Origin of the sequence: Streptomyces sp. NPDC050548, assembly GCF_044457385.1 — a bacterium.
In the GTDB taxonomy this organism is placed as follows: Bacteria; Actinomycetota; Actinomycetes; order Streptomycetales; family Streptomycetaceae; genus Streptomyces.
Genome location: NZ_JBITGV010000004.1, coordinates 282,618 through 296,661 on the forward strand (window position 1 = coordinate 282,618; position 14,044 = coordinate 296,661).

General features: G+C 70.4%; 17 protein-coding genes. 11 read left to right on the forward strand and 6 right to left on the reverse strand.

Annotation, left to right across the window (positions count from 1 at the left end; genetic code table 11):
* The first annotated feature begins 28 nt into the window (after nt 1–28).
* Nucleotides 29–541, forward strand: coding sequence for a DUF4188 domain-containing protein (locus ACIBJH_RS14490; RefSeq protein WP_399117165.1), 513 nt, complete (start codon nt 29–31; stop codon nt 539–541).
* A gap of 143 nt (nt 542–684) precedes the next feature.
* Here ACIBJH_RS14490 and ndgR read toward each other — a convergent pair whose 3' ends face one another.
* Complete coding sequence (ndgR, locus tag ACIBJH_RS14495; RefSeq protein WP_019068721.1) at nt 685–1,401, reverse strand: IclR family transcriptional regulator NdgR; 717 nt, start codon at nt 1,399–1,401, stop codon at nt 685–687.
* Nucleotides 1,402–1,591: 190 nt separating this feature from the next.
* On the opposite strand from ndgR, the gene leuC reads away from it, so the two are divergent.
* From leuC to ACIBJH_RS14515, 4 genes are all read left to right on the forward strand, one after another.
* Nucleotides 1,592–3,016 (forward strand): 3-isopropylmalate dehydratase large subunit, encoded by a 1,425-nt coding sequence (gene leuC, locus ACIBJH_RS14500; protein WP_399117166.1) that lies wholly within the window; start codon nt 1,592–1,594, stop codon nt 3,014–3,016.
* 5 nt (nt 3,017–3,021) lie between these two features.
* Nucleotides 3,022–3,615, forward strand: coding sequence for a 3-isopropylmalate dehydratase small subunit (gene leuD, locus ACIBJH_RS14505; protein WP_200713349.1), 594 nt, complete (start codon nt 3,022–3,024; stop codon nt 3,613–3,615).
* Nucleotides 3,616–3,878: 263 nt separating this feature from the next.
* Nucleotides 3,879–4,109, forward strand: a complete 231-nt coding sequence (locus ACIBJH_RS14510; RefSeq protein ID WP_019068724.1) for a hypothetical protein — start codon at nt 3,879–3,881, stop codon at nt 4,107–4,109.
* 137 nt (nt 4,110–4,246) lie between these two features.
* Entirely contained in the window at nt 4,247–4,882 is a 636-nt protein-coding gene (locus tag ACIBJH_RS14515; protein WP_359609289.1) for an HU family DNA-binding protein, read from the forward strand.
* An 87-nt stretch (nt 4,883–4,969) separates the two neighbouring features.
* Here ACIBJH_RS14515 and ACIBJH_RS14520 read toward each other — a convergent pair whose 3' ends face one another.
* The gene (locus tag ACIBJH_RS14520) at nt 4,970–5,173 is read right to left on the reverse strand and encodes a hypothetical protein (protein WP_399117167.1); all 204 of its coding nucleotides are present in this window, start codon (nt 5,171–5,173) and stop codon (nt 4,970–4,972) included.
* 9 nt (nt 5,174–5,182) lie between these two features.
* Complete coding sequence (gene cofC, locus ACIBJH_RS14525; RefSeq protein ID WP_399117168.1) at nt 5,183–5,842, reverse strand: 2-phospho-L-lactate guanylyltransferase; 660 nt, start codon at nt 5,840–5,842, stop codon at nt 5,183–5,185.
* Between the two features lie 144 nt (nt 5,843–5,986).
* Between cofC and ACIBJH_RS14530 the strand changes: the two genes are divergently transcribed.
* The 3 genes from ACIBJH_RS14530 (at nt 5,987) to ACIBJH_RS14540 (ending at nt 9,120) form a co-directional block, all read left to right on the forward strand.
* Complete coding sequence (locus ACIBJH_RS14530; protein WP_399117169.1) at nt 5,987–6,796, forward strand: lysophospholipid acyltransferase family protein; 810 nt, start codon at nt 5,987–5,989, stop codon at nt 6,794–6,796.
* On the forward strand, nt 6,793–7,803 hold the full coding sequence (locus ACIBJH_RS14535) for an NAD(P)H-dependent glycerol-3-phosphate dehydrogenase (RefSeq protein ID WP_399117170.1): 1,011 nt from the start codon (nt 6,793–6,795) through the stop codon (nt 7,801–7,803). Before ACIBJH_RS14530 ends, ACIBJH_RS14535 begins: the two co-directional genes overlap by 4 nt.
* A 159-nt stretch (nt 7,804–7,962) precedes the next feature.
* Nucleotides 7,963–9,120, forward strand: coding sequence for a D-alanine--D-alanine ligase family protein (locus ACIBJH_RS14540; protein ID WP_399117171.1), 1,158 nt, complete (start codon nt 7,963–7,965; stop codon nt 9,118–9,120).
* A gap of 1 nt (nt 9,121) precedes the next feature.
* Here ACIBJH_RS14540 and ACIBJH_RS14545 read toward each other — a convergent pair whose 3' ends face one another.
* Together ACIBJH_RS14545 and ACIBJH_RS14550 are read right to left on the reverse strand one after the other, a co-directional pair.
* Complete coding sequence (locus ACIBJH_RS14545) at nt 9,122–9,613, reverse strand: DUF3515 domain-containing protein (RefSeq protein WP_399117172.1); 492 nt, start codon at nt 9,611–9,613, stop codon at nt 9,122–9,124.
* A 20-nt stretch (nt 9,614–9,633) separates the two neighbouring features.
* On the reverse strand, nt 9,634–9,867 hold the full coding sequence (locus tag ACIBJH_RS14550) for an Lrp/AsnC family transcriptional regulator (RefSeq protein ID WP_019068732.1): 234 nt from the start codon (nt 9,865–9,867) through the stop codon (nt 9,634–9,636).
* Nucleotides 9,868–10,070: 203 nt separating this feature from the next.
* Between ACIBJH_RS14550 and ACIBJH_RS14555 the strand changes: the two genes are divergently transcribed.
* Both ACIBJH_RS14555 and thiD read left to right on the forward strand, forming a co-directional pair.
* Nucleotides 10,071–11,036, forward strand: a complete 966-nt coding sequence (locus ACIBJH_RS14555; protein ID WP_019068733.1) for a thiamine-phosphate kinase — start codon at nt 10,071–10,073, stop codon at nt 11,034–11,036.
* Complete coding sequence (thiD, locus tag ACIBJH_RS14560; RefSeq protein ID WP_399117173.1) at nt 11,033–11,827, forward strand: bifunctional hydroxymethylpyrimidine kinase/phosphomethylpyrimidine kinase; 795 nt, start codon at nt 11,033–11,035, stop codon at nt 11,825–11,827. Before ACIBJH_RS14555 ends, thiD begins: the two co-directional genes overlap by 4 nt.
* Before the next feature lie 82 nt (nt 11,828–11,909).
* Here the strand turns inward: thiD and rpmB are convergent, their stop codons facing one another.
* A complete protein-coding gene (gene rpmB, locus ACIBJH_RS14565) occupies nt 11,910–12,095 on the reverse strand; it encodes a 50S ribosomal protein L28 (protein ID WP_004924906.1) in 186 nt (61 codons plus the stop codon).
* Between the two features lie 257 nt (nt 12,096–12,352).
* On the opposite strand from rpmB, the gene ACIBJH_RS14570 reads away from it, so the two are divergent.
* On the forward strand, nt 12,353–14,041 hold the full coding sequence (locus ACIBJH_RS14570) for a DAK2 domain-containing protein (RefSeq protein WP_399117375.1): 1,689 nt from the start codon (nt 12,353–12,355) through the stop codon (nt 14,039–14,041).
* The last annotated feature ends 3 nt before the right edge of the window (nt 14,042–14,044 follow it).

Consider the following 14,044-nt stretch of genomic DNA (forward strand, 5'->3'; position numbering starts at 1 on the left):
TAGTGCCGGTACCCAACAAGGGGGAGTCATGTTCGCGAAGGCTGTCAACGGCCGTACCACCGCTGCCGCCGAGGGGGAGGTGGTGGTCCTGCTGATCGGCATGCGCATCAACCGCTTCTGGGCCGTGCACCACTGGGTGCCGGTGTTCCTCGCGATGCCGCGCATGCTGCGGGAGTTGGGGAAGGACAAGAGCCGCGGACTGCTCGGACACGTACTGCTGACGGCGTCCCCGCGGACGTACTACGTCGTCCAGTACTGGGAGTCCAAGGAGAAGCTCTACAAGTACGCGAGTTCGCCCGACATGTTCCACCACAAGGCGTGGGCGATCATCAACCGCAAGGAGAAGGCGGGGAAGGTGCGCGGACACGTCGGCCTGTGGCACGAGAGCTATGTGGTGCCCGAGGGCTCGTACGAGGCGATCTACGCCGACATGCCGCCCTTCGGCCTCGCGGCGGCGCACGGACAGGTGCCGGTGGAGCGGCGGGGGAGGCGGGCGAAGGACCGGTTCGCTTACCGGTCGGGGAGTGTGGCGTCCGACTAGGTGGGCAGCGCCCCGAAGGGGCGCGGGGAACTGCGCGACCAGCCACGACGGCGCGGCACCGAAACGACGGCGAATATCGCTGGACATGACGAAGGGCCTGCCGCGGCGTTGAGGCAGGCCCTCCTTGAGGTGTTCCGGGTGGATCAGCCGGTGCGGCGCAGCGCCTCGGAGAGACGTGCGGCGGCGTCGATGACCGCCTGCGCGTGCATACGGCCCGGGTGGCGCGTCAGACGCTCGATGGGACCGGAGACGGACACCGCGGCCACCACGCGGTTCGAGGGGCCGCGCACGGGCGCGGAGACGGACGCGACGCCCGGCTCGCGCTCGCCGATGGACTGGGCCCAGCCCCGGCGCCGTACGCCCGACAGGGCCGTGGCCGTGAAGCGGGCGCCCTGGAGGCCGCGGTGCAGGCGCTCCGGCTCCTCCCAGGCCATCAGGATCTGGGCCGAGGAACCGGCTTTCATGGTGAGGGTCGAGCCGACCGGGACCGTGTCCCGGAGTCCGGACAGGCGTTCCGCCGCGGCCACGCAGATGCGCATGTCGCCCTGGCGGCGGTAGAGCTGCGCGCTCTCGCCCGTGATGTCCCGCAGATGCGTGAGCACCGGGCCCGCCGTGGCGAGCAGTCGGTCCTCGCCGGCGGCCGCGGCCAGCTCGGCGAGGCGGGGGCCGAGAATGAAACGGCCCTGCATGTCGCGCGCCACCATACGGTGGTGTTCCAAGGCCACGGCCAGCCGGTGTGCCGTGGGTCGTGCCAGCCCGGTCGCCGCGACCAGACCCGCGAGGGTGGCCGGACCGGACTCCAGAGCGCCCAGGACAAGGGCTGCCTTGTCCAGGACGCCGACGCCGCTACTGTTGTCCATGAAACGATACTCGCGTCTCACTCTGTGAAACGCAAGTTCCTTTTTTCGTGAGACGCGCAACTCTTGTAGGCACAGCGGCCCGCGTTCCAAACGGGCCAGGCGGCGGCTGCCCGTGAACCAGGGGTGCGAGCGCCGTCTCCTCAAGATCTCTAGTTGGGCCGGCGCTGTTTCGCCGGCCGGAGGGAAAGCGATGGGTAGGACACTCGCGGAGAAGGTCTGGGACGACCATGTCGTCCGGCGCGCCCAGGGCGAGCCCGACCTCCTCTTCATCGATCTGCACCTGCTGCACGAGGTGACCAGCCCGCAGGCCTTCGACGGGCTCCGCCAGGCCGGGCGTCCCGTGCGGCGCCTCGACCTCACCATCGCCACCGAGGATCACAACACCCCGACCCTCGACATCGACAAGCCCATCGCGGACCCGGTCTCCCGGGCCCAGCTGGAGACGCTGCGCAAGAACTGCGCCGACTTCGGCGTGCGCCTGCACTCCCTGGGCGATGTCGAGCAGGGTGTCGTCCACGTCGTAGGACCGCAGCTGGGTCTGACCCAGCCCGGTACGACCGTCGTGTGCGGTGACTCCCACACCTCCACCCACGGCGCCTTCGGCGCGCTGGCGTTCGGCATCGGCACCTCCCAGGTGGAGCACGTGCTGGCGACGCAGACGCTGCCGCTGGCCCGCCCGAAGACCATGGCCATCACCGTCGACGGCGAACTGCCCGACGGTGTCACCGCCAAGGACCTGATCCTCGCCATCATCGCGAAGATCGGCACCGGCGGCGGCCAGGGCTACATCCTCGAATACCGCGGCTCCGCCATCGAGAAGCTCTCGATGGAAGCCCGCATGACCATCTGCAACATGTCGATCGAGGCCGGTGCCCGCGCGGGCATGATCGCCCCCGACGAGACCACCTTCGCGTACATCAAGGGCCGCGCCCACGCCCCCGAGGGCGAGGACTGGGACGCCGCCGTCGCGTACTGGAAGACCCTGAAGACCGACGACGACGCCGAATTCGACGCCGAGGTCGTCATCGACGGTCCCTCGCTGGCGCCGTTCGTCACCTGGGGCACCAACCCCGGTCAGGGCGCGCCGCTTTCGGCGTCCGTCCCCGACCCGGCTTCGTACGAAGACGCTTCGGAGCGCCTCGCCGCCGAAAAGGCCCTGGAATACATGGGGTTGGAGGCCGGCCAGCCGCTGCGCGACATCAAGGTCGACACCGTCTTCGTAGGTTCCTGCACCAACGGCCGTATCGAGGACCTGCGGGCCGCCGCCGCGATCGTCGAGGGCCGCAAAGTCGCCGACGGCGTACGGATGCTGGTCGTCCCGGGCTCCGCGCGGGTCGGTCTCCAGGCCGTCTCCGAGGGCCTGGATGTCGTCTTCAAGGAGGCCGGCGCCGAATGGCGGCACGCGGGCTGCTCGATGTGTCTGGGCATGAACCCGGACCAACTGGCGCCCGGTGAGCGTTCCGCGTCCACCTCCAACCGCAACTTCGAGGGCAGGCAGGGCAAGGGCGGCCGTACGCACCTGGTCTCGCCGCAGGTCGCCGCCGCGACCGCCGTGCTGGGCCACCTGGCCTCGCCCGCCGATCTGTCCGACGCCCCTGTGTCCGCTGGAGTCTGAGAGTCATGGAAGCATTCACCACGCACACCGGCCGGGCCGTCCCGCTGCGCCGCAGCAACGTGGACACCGACCAGATCATCCCCGCCCACTGGCTCAAGAAGGTGACCAGGGACGGGTTCGAGGACGGGCTCTTCGAGGCCTGGCGCAAGGATGAGAACTTCATCCTCAACCGCCCCGAGCGCAAGGGCGCGACGGTCCTGGTGGCCGGACCCGACTTCGGCACCGGCTCCTCCCGCGAGCACGCCGTGTGGGCGCTGCAGAACTACGGCTTCAAGGCCGTCATCTCCTCCCGCTTCGCCGACATCTTCCGCGGCAACTCGCTGAAGAACGGCCTGCTCACGGTCGTTCTGGAGCAGAAGATCGTGGACGCGCTGCAGGAACTCACCGAGAACGACCCGCAGGCCGAGATCACGGTCGACCTGGAGGCCCGTGAGGTGCGCGCCGAGGGCATCACCGCCGCCTTCGAACTCGACGAGAACGCCCGCTGGCGGCTGCTGAACGGACTGGACGACATCTCCATCACCCTCCAGAACGAGGGCGACATCTCCGCGTACGAGGCCAAGCGCCCCTCGTACAAGCCGCGGACGGTCCAGGTCTGACCCCAACCCCCGCACCAGGTCGAGATCCGGCCACCGCGACACCCTCTGTACCCCCGATCGCCACGATTGGGGGTACAGCCATGTCTGCACTCGAACGGCCCCGCGCGCCGCCAACGCTTCTCTCAACTTCCCATGTTAGACAGGGTGTTGACTGGGTAGGCGCAGCTTTGAGCCAAGGCTGCCGCCGGGCTCCGTCAGGCCGTTCGAGGCACCAGTTGCGACCCCCGCAGGCGACAACTCGCCCCAGATGGCACAATCTGTGCATGGAACACGACGGCCAACTCAAGCTCTATGCGGCAGTCGCGGACCAACTCAAGGAAGCGCACACAAGGGTGCGCGCACTGCAAGTCCCGGAGGGCGTACGGATGGCGCTGGCCCGGAAGCTGCTGGTCATTACGGCCGCGGCCAAGCACGATCTCGCCGACGCGACAAGGCGACTGGACCGGTTCACGGCGGACCTCGACGCGGGTCGATTCCCCGAAGAGGAACGCTGAACAAGTCCAGGACAGTCGAGTTCGTTGCGGCGCACGGGTGATTAGCCCGTTTCGTGTTTGATTTGCGGTATATATCTGCCTAACGTGCGGAAAAGCCTGAACACTTTCGTTCCGGCAATGTCTCCGAAGGGGAAGACGTGAACAAGGCGCAGCTCGTAGAAGCGATTGCCGACAAGGTCGGTGGCCGTCAGCAGGCCGCCGAGGCGGTCGACGCGGTACTGGACGCCATCGTCCGTGCCGTCGTCAGTGGGGACCGGGTCTCGGTCACCGGCTTCGGTTCGTTCGAGAAGGTCGACCGTCCGGCCCGTTACGCCCGCAACCCCCAGACGGGCGAGCGGGTTCGGGTCAAGAAGACCTCCGTTCCGCGCTTCCGCGCGGGCCAGGGTTTCAAGGACCTGGTGAGCGGCTCGAAGAAGCTCCCGCGCGGTGGCGAGGTCGCCGTCAAGAAGGCGCCCAAGGGCAGCCTGAGCGGCACCGCTTCGGCGACGGTCAAGAAGGCCGCGGCCAAGAAGACCACCGCCAAGAGGGCGACGGCCACCGCGAAGAAGACCGTGGCCAAGAAGACCGTGGCGAAGAAGACGGCGGCCAAGACGGCCACCGCCAAGAAGACCACGGCCAAGAAGGCGACCGCCAAGAAGACCACGGCGACGGCCAAGAAGACGGCGGCCAAGAAGGCCACCGGCACCGCCAAGAAGGCCGCGGCGAAGAAGGCCCCGGCCAAGAAGTCGACCACGCGCAAGACCACCGCCAAGAAGGCCACCGCCACCCGCTAGTCGGCGGAACGCACGGCACTCACGCGCCGGGCCGGACTCCCATTGGGAGTCCGGCCCGCGGCGTGTTCACGGCCCGTGCACGGGCGTTCAGAAGGTTTGCAGCGTCACCAGTGTGACCCTGAGGCCGTCCCTCGGCCCCTCGGTCTCGATCCGCACCCGCTGTCCCGGCCGCAGCAGCCGCAGCCCGCCCGCGTCGAACGCGTCGGCGTCGAAGGGCACCGGGGTGCCGTCGTCGAGCAGCACACTGCCGGTACGGGTCCCGGCGTCGTAGGTGAAAGCGGTCGCCTGCATGGCCGCAGCCTACTGCCCGCCCGCGGCCCCCGGCCGTCCCGGAATCAGCAGTCCCGCGGCCGCCGCCGCCGTGCGCGTCCCCACGCCCAGGGTCAGCGCCGCCCGCAGATCCTCCCCGGTGTCCACGTCCTGCCGTACGGAATCCACCGCGTCCAGGGCGAGTTCGGCCGCGCCGGAGGCGCGATGGCGGGCGCGGGAATCGGTGCCGAATGCCGGGCGCAATTCACGGCCCGCGCGCGCGGTGAGCAAGGTGGTGCCGATTGCGGCGGCGTCCGGGAGAAAAGCGCGCGGGAATTCCGCCGCCGCGTCCAGGACCCGGGCCAATTCCAAGGGGCGCAGGGCCGGCAGATCGGCGTTCAGGGCCGCCACCGCGCTTTCGGGTCGGGAAACCCGCACGACCGTCGCCGCGTGCCGCAGCGCGGCGTTCAGACCGTCTCCCGGCTCGTCCGCGACGATCTGGGCGCCCAGCGCGGCCAGTTCGCGGCCGGCCAGGGCGTCGCCCGTGACGACCGCCACATCGCGGACCGCCGGGCAGGCCAGCGCCGCCGCCACGGTGTCCTGCGCGAAGGCGAGGGCGAGCCCCGGCCGCAGCCCGTCGCCGGCCGTGTCCGAGAGCCTGGTCTTGGCTCGCGCCAGAGACTTCAGGGGTATGACCAAGGTCCACTGCACGCGGGTTCCGTCCCTCTCTTGTCGCGGCCATTGTCACCCGGGGCCCCTGGCGTTGTCGGTGGCGGGGCGTACGGTGTTCTCGACAGACCGTCGGCCTGGGGCGACACTTGTGCGGCCCCCCAGGCCCTAGAGGAAGGTGTTCGCGTGCCCCGCCGCAGAATCGGGTTCTGGTACCGCTTCGCAGCGGTCCTCTGCAAACCGCCGCTGCTGGTTCTGATCAAGCGGGACTGGCGTGGAATGGAACACATTCCGGCCGAGGGCGGATTTATCACCGCGGTGAACCACAATTCACACGTGGATCCCCTCGCGTACGCTCACTTTCAGTACAACACCGGGCGCGTTCCGCGATTCCTGGCGAAGAGCGGGCTTTTCCGCAAGGGATTCGTCGGCGCCGCGATGCGCGGCACCGGACAGATCCCCGTCTATCGCGAGACCACCGACGCGCTGAGCGCCTTCCGCGCCGCGATCGACGCCGTGGATCGCGGTGAATGCGTCGCGTTCTATCCCGAGGGCACCATCACCCGGGACCCCGACCAGTGGCCCATGACCGGCAAGACCGGTGCCGCGCGCGTGGCCCTGCAGACCAAGTGCCCGGTGATTCCCGTCGCCCAGTGGGGCGCCAACGAACTGCTGCCGCCGTACGCCAAGAAGCTGCACGTCCTCCCGCGCAAGACCAGCCATGTGCTCGCGGGCCCGCCGGTGGACCTCACGCGGTTCTACGGCAAGGACATGAGCCCGGACCTCCTCAAGGAGGCGACCGAGGTCATCATGGCCGACATCACACGCCTGTTGGAGCAGATCCGCGGCGCCAAGGCACCCGAGACGCCCTACGACCCGCGCCGCGAGCGGATCGAGCAGCGGCGCCGGACGGCCGCGGAGACCGAGCAGTTGGAGTCCAGGGCCGAGTCGGCGACCGAGCCGAAGGTCGAGCAGGAAGAGGGGCAGGGCACGTGAGCAAGCCGGTCAAGGCGGCCGTTTTCAGCGCCGGTTCATGGGGCACTGCCTTCGGCATGGTGCTCGCCGACGCGGGGTGCGAGGTCACGCTGTGGGGACGTCGCGCGGAGGTCGTCGAGGCCATCAACTCCACGCGTACGAACCCCGATTACTTCCCGGGCGTCGAACTCCCGGAGAACCTGCGGGCCACCACCGACCCCGCCGAGGCCGCCGCCGACGCCGACTTCACCGTCCTGTCGGTCCCTTCGCAGACGCTGCGCGCCAACTTGGCCGACTGGGCACCCCTGTTGGCGCCCGACACGGTTCTCGTCTCGCTCATGAAAGGCGTCGAGCTCGGCTCCGTCATGCGGATGAGCGAGGTCATCGAGGACGTCGCCAAGGTGGGCCGGGACCGGATCGCGGTGGTCTCCGGGCCCAACCTCGCGCGCGAGATCGCCTCCCGGATGCCGGCCGCCGCGGTGGTCGCCTGCACCGACGAGGCCGTGGCCCGCCGGCTCCAAGCCGCCTGCCACACCCCGTACTTCAGGCCGTACACCATCACCGACGTCGTGGGCTGCGAGCTCGGCGGCGCGGTGAAGAACGTGATCGGGCTCGCCGTCGGCATCGCGGACGGCATGGGACTCGGTGACAACGCCAAGGGCTCGCTCATCACCCGCGGGCTCGTCGAGACGACCCGGCTCGGGATCGCGATGGGTGCCGACCCCCTCACCTTCTCCGGACTCGCCGGCCTCGGCGACCTGGTGGCGACCTGCTCCTCGCCGCTGTCCCGCAACCACACCTTCGGCACCAACCTCGGCAAGGGCATGACCCTCCAGGAGACCATCGCGGTCACCAAGCAGACCGCGGAGGGCGTCAAGTCCTGTGAGTCCGTACTGGACTTGGCCCGCAGGCACGGTGTCGACATGCCGATCACGGAGACGGTGTTCGAGATCGTGCACGAGGGGAAGTCGCCGGTTGTCGCGGTCAAGGAGCTGATGTCGCGCAGCGCGAAGCCGGAACGACGCTGAGAGCTTCCCCAGGGGGTGCCGCTTTGTGTCGTTGCGCGGCTGCGGCGCCGTCGTGGCTGGGCGCGCAGTTCCCCGCGCCCCTTCGGGGGCGCTGTTCGAACCGCCGCCCGTCAACGGACGCTGACTAACGGCAGGGCCACCGGGTACTCTCATCGCGATATGAGCACCGAGAACCTCTCCCAGAGCCCTGAGCAGCCGCCTCGCAAGCCGCGTGTGGCCGTCGTGTTCGGCGGTCGCAGCTCCGAACACGGGATCTCCGTGGTCACCGCCGGCGCCGTCCTCGCGGCCATCGACCGGACCAAGTACGACGTCCTGCCGATCGGCATCACCCGCGAAGGCCGCTGGGCCCTCACCGCCGACGCGCCGGAACGCATGGCGATCACGGACCGCCGTACCCCGGACGTCGACCAGCTCACCGAGTCGAGCGAGGGCGGAGTGGTGCTCCCGCTCGACCCCGGAAACCGCGAAGTCGTCATCAGCGAACCGGGATCCGTGCCCAAGGCCCTCGGCGAGGTCGACGTCGTCTTCCCCGTCCTGCATGGCCCCTACGGCGAGGACGGCACCCTCCAGGGACTCCTGGAGCTGTCCGGTGTGCCGTACGTGGGCGCGGGTGTGCTCGCCTCGGCCGTCGGCCAGGACAAGGAGTACATGAAGCGGGTGTTCACCTCGTTCGGCCTCAAGGTCGGCCCCTACGTGGTGATCCGGCCGCGCGAGTGGGCGCGGGACCAGTCCGCAGCCCGCAAGAAGATCGTCGACTTCGCCGGTGAGCACGGCTGGCCGCTGTTCGTGAAGCCCGCGCGCGCGGGTTCGTCGATCGGCATCACCAAGGTCGACGATCTGGCCGGACTCGACGAGGCGATCGAGGAGGCGCAGCGGCACGACCCGAAGATCCTCGTGGAGGCCGCGCTGCGCGGACGCGAGATCGAGTGCGGGGTGCTGGAGTTCGAGGACGGGCCGCGGGCCAGCGTGCCGGCCGAGATCCCGCCGCCCCAGGAGCACGCGTACTACGACTTCGAGGCGAAGTACATCGACTCGACCCCCGGCATCGTGCCCGCCCCGCTGACGCCCGAGGAGACCGCCGAGGTCCAGAAGCTCGCGGTGGACGCCTTCGACGCGGCCTCCTGCGAGGGGCTGGTGCGGGCGGACTTCTTCCTCACGGAGGACGGCGAGTTCGTCATCAACGAGATCAACACGATGCCCGGATTCACGCCGATCTCGATGTACCCGAAGATGTGGGAGGCCAGCGGCGTCCCCTACGGGGAGCTGGTCGACCTCCTGGTGCAGGCCGCGCTGCGCCGGTCCACGGGACTCCGCTGAGCTAGTCGGCGATCCCCGCGGGGATCGCCTTCTGCACGGACTTCGCCAGGTCGACCAGGGGCGCCAGTCCGTCCCCGGTGCGGTCCTTCGGGATGGTCACCTCGACATAGGCCTTGCGCAGCGTCGTGGTGAACCGGAACGAGCCGTCGTTCTGCTTCTGCAGCAGCCAGCCGACCCCGTTCACCTCGACGCCGTCGGCCTCCGGGTCGTTCATCTTCGCGGGTCTCACGACACCGCAGCGCAGTATGATCGCCGGGTTCCCCCAGCCCGCGGTCAGCGCGGACGCGGGCTCGGGATCCCGGCGGCCCTGGCCGTCGACCTTCGACGGCAGCACCTTGTCCAGATTCCGGCACAGCCCGGTGACCTTCGCGCCCGGTGAGGGAACCGCCGCCGACGCGCTGTCGTCTGCCGAGGAACAGCCCGCGAGGGCGATCAGCGGGGCGAGCACGGACAGCCCGATGACAGAACGGCGCCGGTGACGGAGAGAGTTCACCGGCCAAGGGTAGACGGGGGCTACAGATGCACCACCGGGCAGGTCAGGGTGCGGGTGATGCCGTCCACTTGCTGGACTTTGGCGACCACCATGCGGCCGAGATCGTCGACGGTGTCGGCCTGGGCGCGCACGATCACGTCGTACGGTCCTGTCACGTCCTCGGCCTGGATCACTCCGGGAATCTTGCTGATCGTGTCGGCGACGGTCGACGCCTTGCCGACCTCCGTCTGGATCAGGATGTACGCCTGTACCACGGAACCTCCAGGGCGGCCACGAGGATCATGTGGGGAAAAGGAACGCCACGGTATCGCGTCGCCGCTCACCACGGGGAGACCCGCGGAGCCCCGGGTCCCCGTGCCGGGGCACGGGCACGACTGAAGTTGACGGTCACCTCGACCGTACCGAGCACACCGACGGCTCGCGACCGGGCGCTGCCGTCACGAGAAGAGGACGAACGATGAAGGGCACCGTCGGTGAGTTGGGGGAGTTCGGGCTCATCAGGGAGCTGACTTCCCGGCTCACCACCACTCCCTCGGTCCGGGTCGGCCCCGGCGACGACGCCGCGGTCGTCGCCGCGCCCGACCGCAGGGTCGTGGCGAGCACCGACATCCTGCTGGAGGGGCGGCACTTCCGCCGCGACTGGTCCACCGCCTACGACGTCGGACGCAAGGCCGCCGCACAGAACCTCGCGGACATCGCCGCGATGGGCGCCGTACCGACCGCGCTGCTCCTCGGCCTGGTCGTGCCGGCCGAACTCCCGGTCACCTGGCCCATGGAGCTCATGGACGGCCTGCGCGACGAGTGCCAGGTCGCGGGCGCCTCGGTGGTCGGCGGCGATGTCGTACGAGGCGACACGATCATGGTGTCGATCACGGCGCTCGGCGATCTGCGCGGCCGGGAGCCGGTCACCCGGGCCGGCGCGCAGCCCGGTGACGTGGTGGCGGTGACCGGCTGGCTGGGCTGGTCCGCGGCCGGGTACGCGGTGCTGTCGCGGGGCTTCCGCTCGCCGCGCGCGTTCGTGGAGGCGCACCGGCGCCCCGAGCCGCCGTACCACGCGGGTCCGGCGGCGGCCGGGCTCGGGGCGACCTCGATGTGCGACGTCAGCGACGGGCTGATCGCCGACCTCGGGCACATCGCCGAGTCGAGCAAGGTCCGGATCGACATCCGCTCGGGCGCGATCGACATCCCGACCCAGATGCACGACATCGGGCAGGCCGTCGGCGTCGACCCCATCCAGTGGGTGCTCACCGGGGGAGAGGACCACGCGATCGTGGCGACCTTCGCCCCGGACGTGAAGCTGCCGGCCCGCTGGAAGGTGATCGGCGAGGTCCTCAACCCCTCGGCGCTGCCCCAGGTGACGGTCGACGGGGCACCGTGGACCAGCAAGGGCGGCTGGGACCACTTCGGGGACATCGAGTCGTGAAGCCCAACGTCCTCACGGTCGCCGGCTCCGACTCCGGTGGAGGGGCCGGAATCCAGGCCGACTTGAAGACGATGCTGGCGCTCGGCGTACACGGCATGAGCGTCGTCACCGCCGTCACCGCGCAGAACTCCCTTGGCGTGCAGGGCGCTTGGGAACTTCCGGCGGAGGCGGTGCGCGCCCAGTACCGCAGCGTCGTCGACGACATCGGCGTACAGGCCGTGAAGACCGGCATGCTGGCGTCGGCCGAACTCGTCGAGACGGTCGCGGAGTTGCTCGCGGGGACGGACGCTCCTGCCGTCGTCGACCCGGTCGGCATCTCGAAGCACGGGGACTCGCTGCTGGCGGACTCCGCGCTGGACGCCGTACGGACGAAGCTGCTTCCGGTGGCGACCGTGGCGACGCCTAACCTCGACGAGGTGGCACAGCTCACCGGTGTGCGGGTCGAGACGGAGGAGCAGTTGAGGGAGGCCGCGGCGGCCGTGCTGGCGTACGGGCCGCGGTGGGTGCTCGTCAAGGGCGGGCATCTGTCCGGCGACGCGGTGGACCTGCTTTCCGACGGCACCGAGGAGCACTGGCTGCGCGCGCCCCGCTACGACAACCGGCACACCCACGGCACGGGGTGCACGCTGGCCTCGGCGATCGCGTCCGAGCTGGCCAAGGGGCGGTCGGTGCCGGAGGCGGTGACGGCGGCGAAGGAGTACGTCACCGGGGCGATCGCGGCGGGGTTCGCGCTGGGGGGCGGGATCGGGCCGGTGGATCATGGATGGGCGCTGCGGTCGGCCGCCCTCTGACACGGCACGGCAAAAAGCCGGCCCACATGAGGTGGACCGGCTCGATGCAGCGAACCAGCAGTGGCCGCGCGCTAGCAGTACGTCAGCGCGAGACCTTGCCGGCCTTGATGCACGAGGTGCAAGCGTTCACGCGCTTCGGCGTCCCGCCGACCACGGTACGAACGCGCTGGATGTTCGGGTTCCAGCGACGCGGCGTACGGCGGTGCGAGTGCGAGATGTTGTTGCCGAAGCCCGGCCCCTTGCCGCAGACGTCGCAGTTGGCAGCCACGGGTCACTCCAAAGACTTCAGATGCACAGATGCACTTACGGATGATCCCGGCATGCCGGGATCAGGATCTAGGATCTGAAGTGGCACTGCCAGGGGGGATGGCCCGATCGGGATCGGGCAACCGGAGCAGCATACAACGACTGCGCCGGTTCAACGAAACTACCATGCCTGGTCGAGGGCCTGCTCCGGCCCTCCTCGGGCCCGGCCCCCTCCGGGGTCTACGCTGCGTGCCAGTCCAGCAGCTCAAGGAGGCGCAGGTGCCGCAGGTGCCGCAGACATTCTTCGATGCTCTCGCGGTGCGTACCTGGTGCGGTCTCGCGCTGCGCGCGCTGGGGCGTGCGCGCGAGGAGATCGACGCCATCAACGTGTATCCCGTGGCCGACGGGGACACCGGCACCAACCTCTACCTGACCATGGAGTCCGCGGTCACGGCCGTCGAGGCGGTGTTCGCCGGGCACGGCACCCTCACCGAGCAGAAGCCGCCGCTCGCCGACGCCGCCGGGGCGATGGCCCACGGGGCGCTCATAGGGGCGCGCGGCAATTCCGGGACGATCCTCGCGCAGCTGCTGCGCGGTATGGCCAAGGTGCTCGCCGCCGACGGTGAGACGGCTCACACGGACGGGGAGGGACTGCGGCTCGCGCTGCGGCACGCGGCCGACTCCGCCCGGCAGGCCGTGGCCCACCCGGTCGAGGGCACGGTCCTCTCGGTCGCCTCGGCGGCCGCCGACTCGGCCGGTGACACCGAGGGCGACTGCGGGGCGGTGGCACGGGCCGCCTACGACGGGGCGTGCGCGGCGCTGGCCGCGACCCCGCGGCAACTGGCCGTCCTGGAGCGCGCGGGAGTGGTCGACGCGGGCGGACGGGGGCTGGTGGCGGTACTGGCCGCGCTGGTGGAGACGTTCACACGGGAGGCGCCGGTCTTCGTCGGGCACGCACGCGTGGAGGACGTTTCGGCTGTCGGTGCTCCCGGGGTCGACGACGTTCTCCTCTGCGAGGACGACCCGACGGCAGCCCAGGAGGGCGGGCCCGCCTACGAGGTGATCTACCTCCTGGAGGCCGAGGACACGGCCGTGACGCGGCTGCGCGACCGGCTCGACGCCCTCGGCGACTCGCTCGTCGTGGTCGGCGGCGACGGCCTCTGGAACGTCCATGTGCACGTCGACGACGCCGGCGCCGCCGTCGAGGCGGGCGTCGAGGCCGGACGGCCGTACCGCATCCGGATCACCCACTTCGGGCTCGGCGACGTCCACACCACCGGCGCCGAACGGCCGCCCCGGGAGCGCGCCCAGCGGGCCGTCGTCGCCGTCGTCCCGGGGGAGGGCCTGGCGGGGCTCTACGGCGAGGCCGGCGCGACCACCGTGCTCGCGCGCCCGGGGGAGCCGCCCGCCAGCGGGGAGCTGGTCGCGGCTCTGCGGCGGGCACACGCGCGTGAGGTCGTGCTGCTGCCCAACGACGCCGATCTGCGGCACACGGCGGCGGCAGCGGCCGAGCAGGCCCGGGCCGAGGGCATCCGGGTCGCGCTGATCCCGACGCGCTCCGCGGTCCAGGGGATCGCCGCGCTCGCCGTGCACGAGCCCGAGCGCCGCTTCGACGAGGACGTTGTTTCGATGACCTCGGCGGCCGGCGCGACCCGCTACGCGGAGGTCGCCGTCGCCGAACGCCAGTCCTGGACCATGGCCGGCATCTGCCAGGCCGGGGACGTCCTGGGCCTCGTCGACGGCGACGTGGCGGTGATCGGCGCCGATGTCACGGCCACCGCGCGGGCCGTCCTGGACCGCATGCTCGCGGCGGGCGGCGAACTCGTCACCCTCGTCCTGGGCGACGAGGCCCCAGAGAGCGTCGCCGACGTCCTGGAGGTCCACGTCCGCGAGTCGTACCTCGCCGTCGACACGGTCGTGTACCGGGGCGGCCGGCAGGGCGCCCTGCTGCTCATCGGCGTCGAGTAGGGA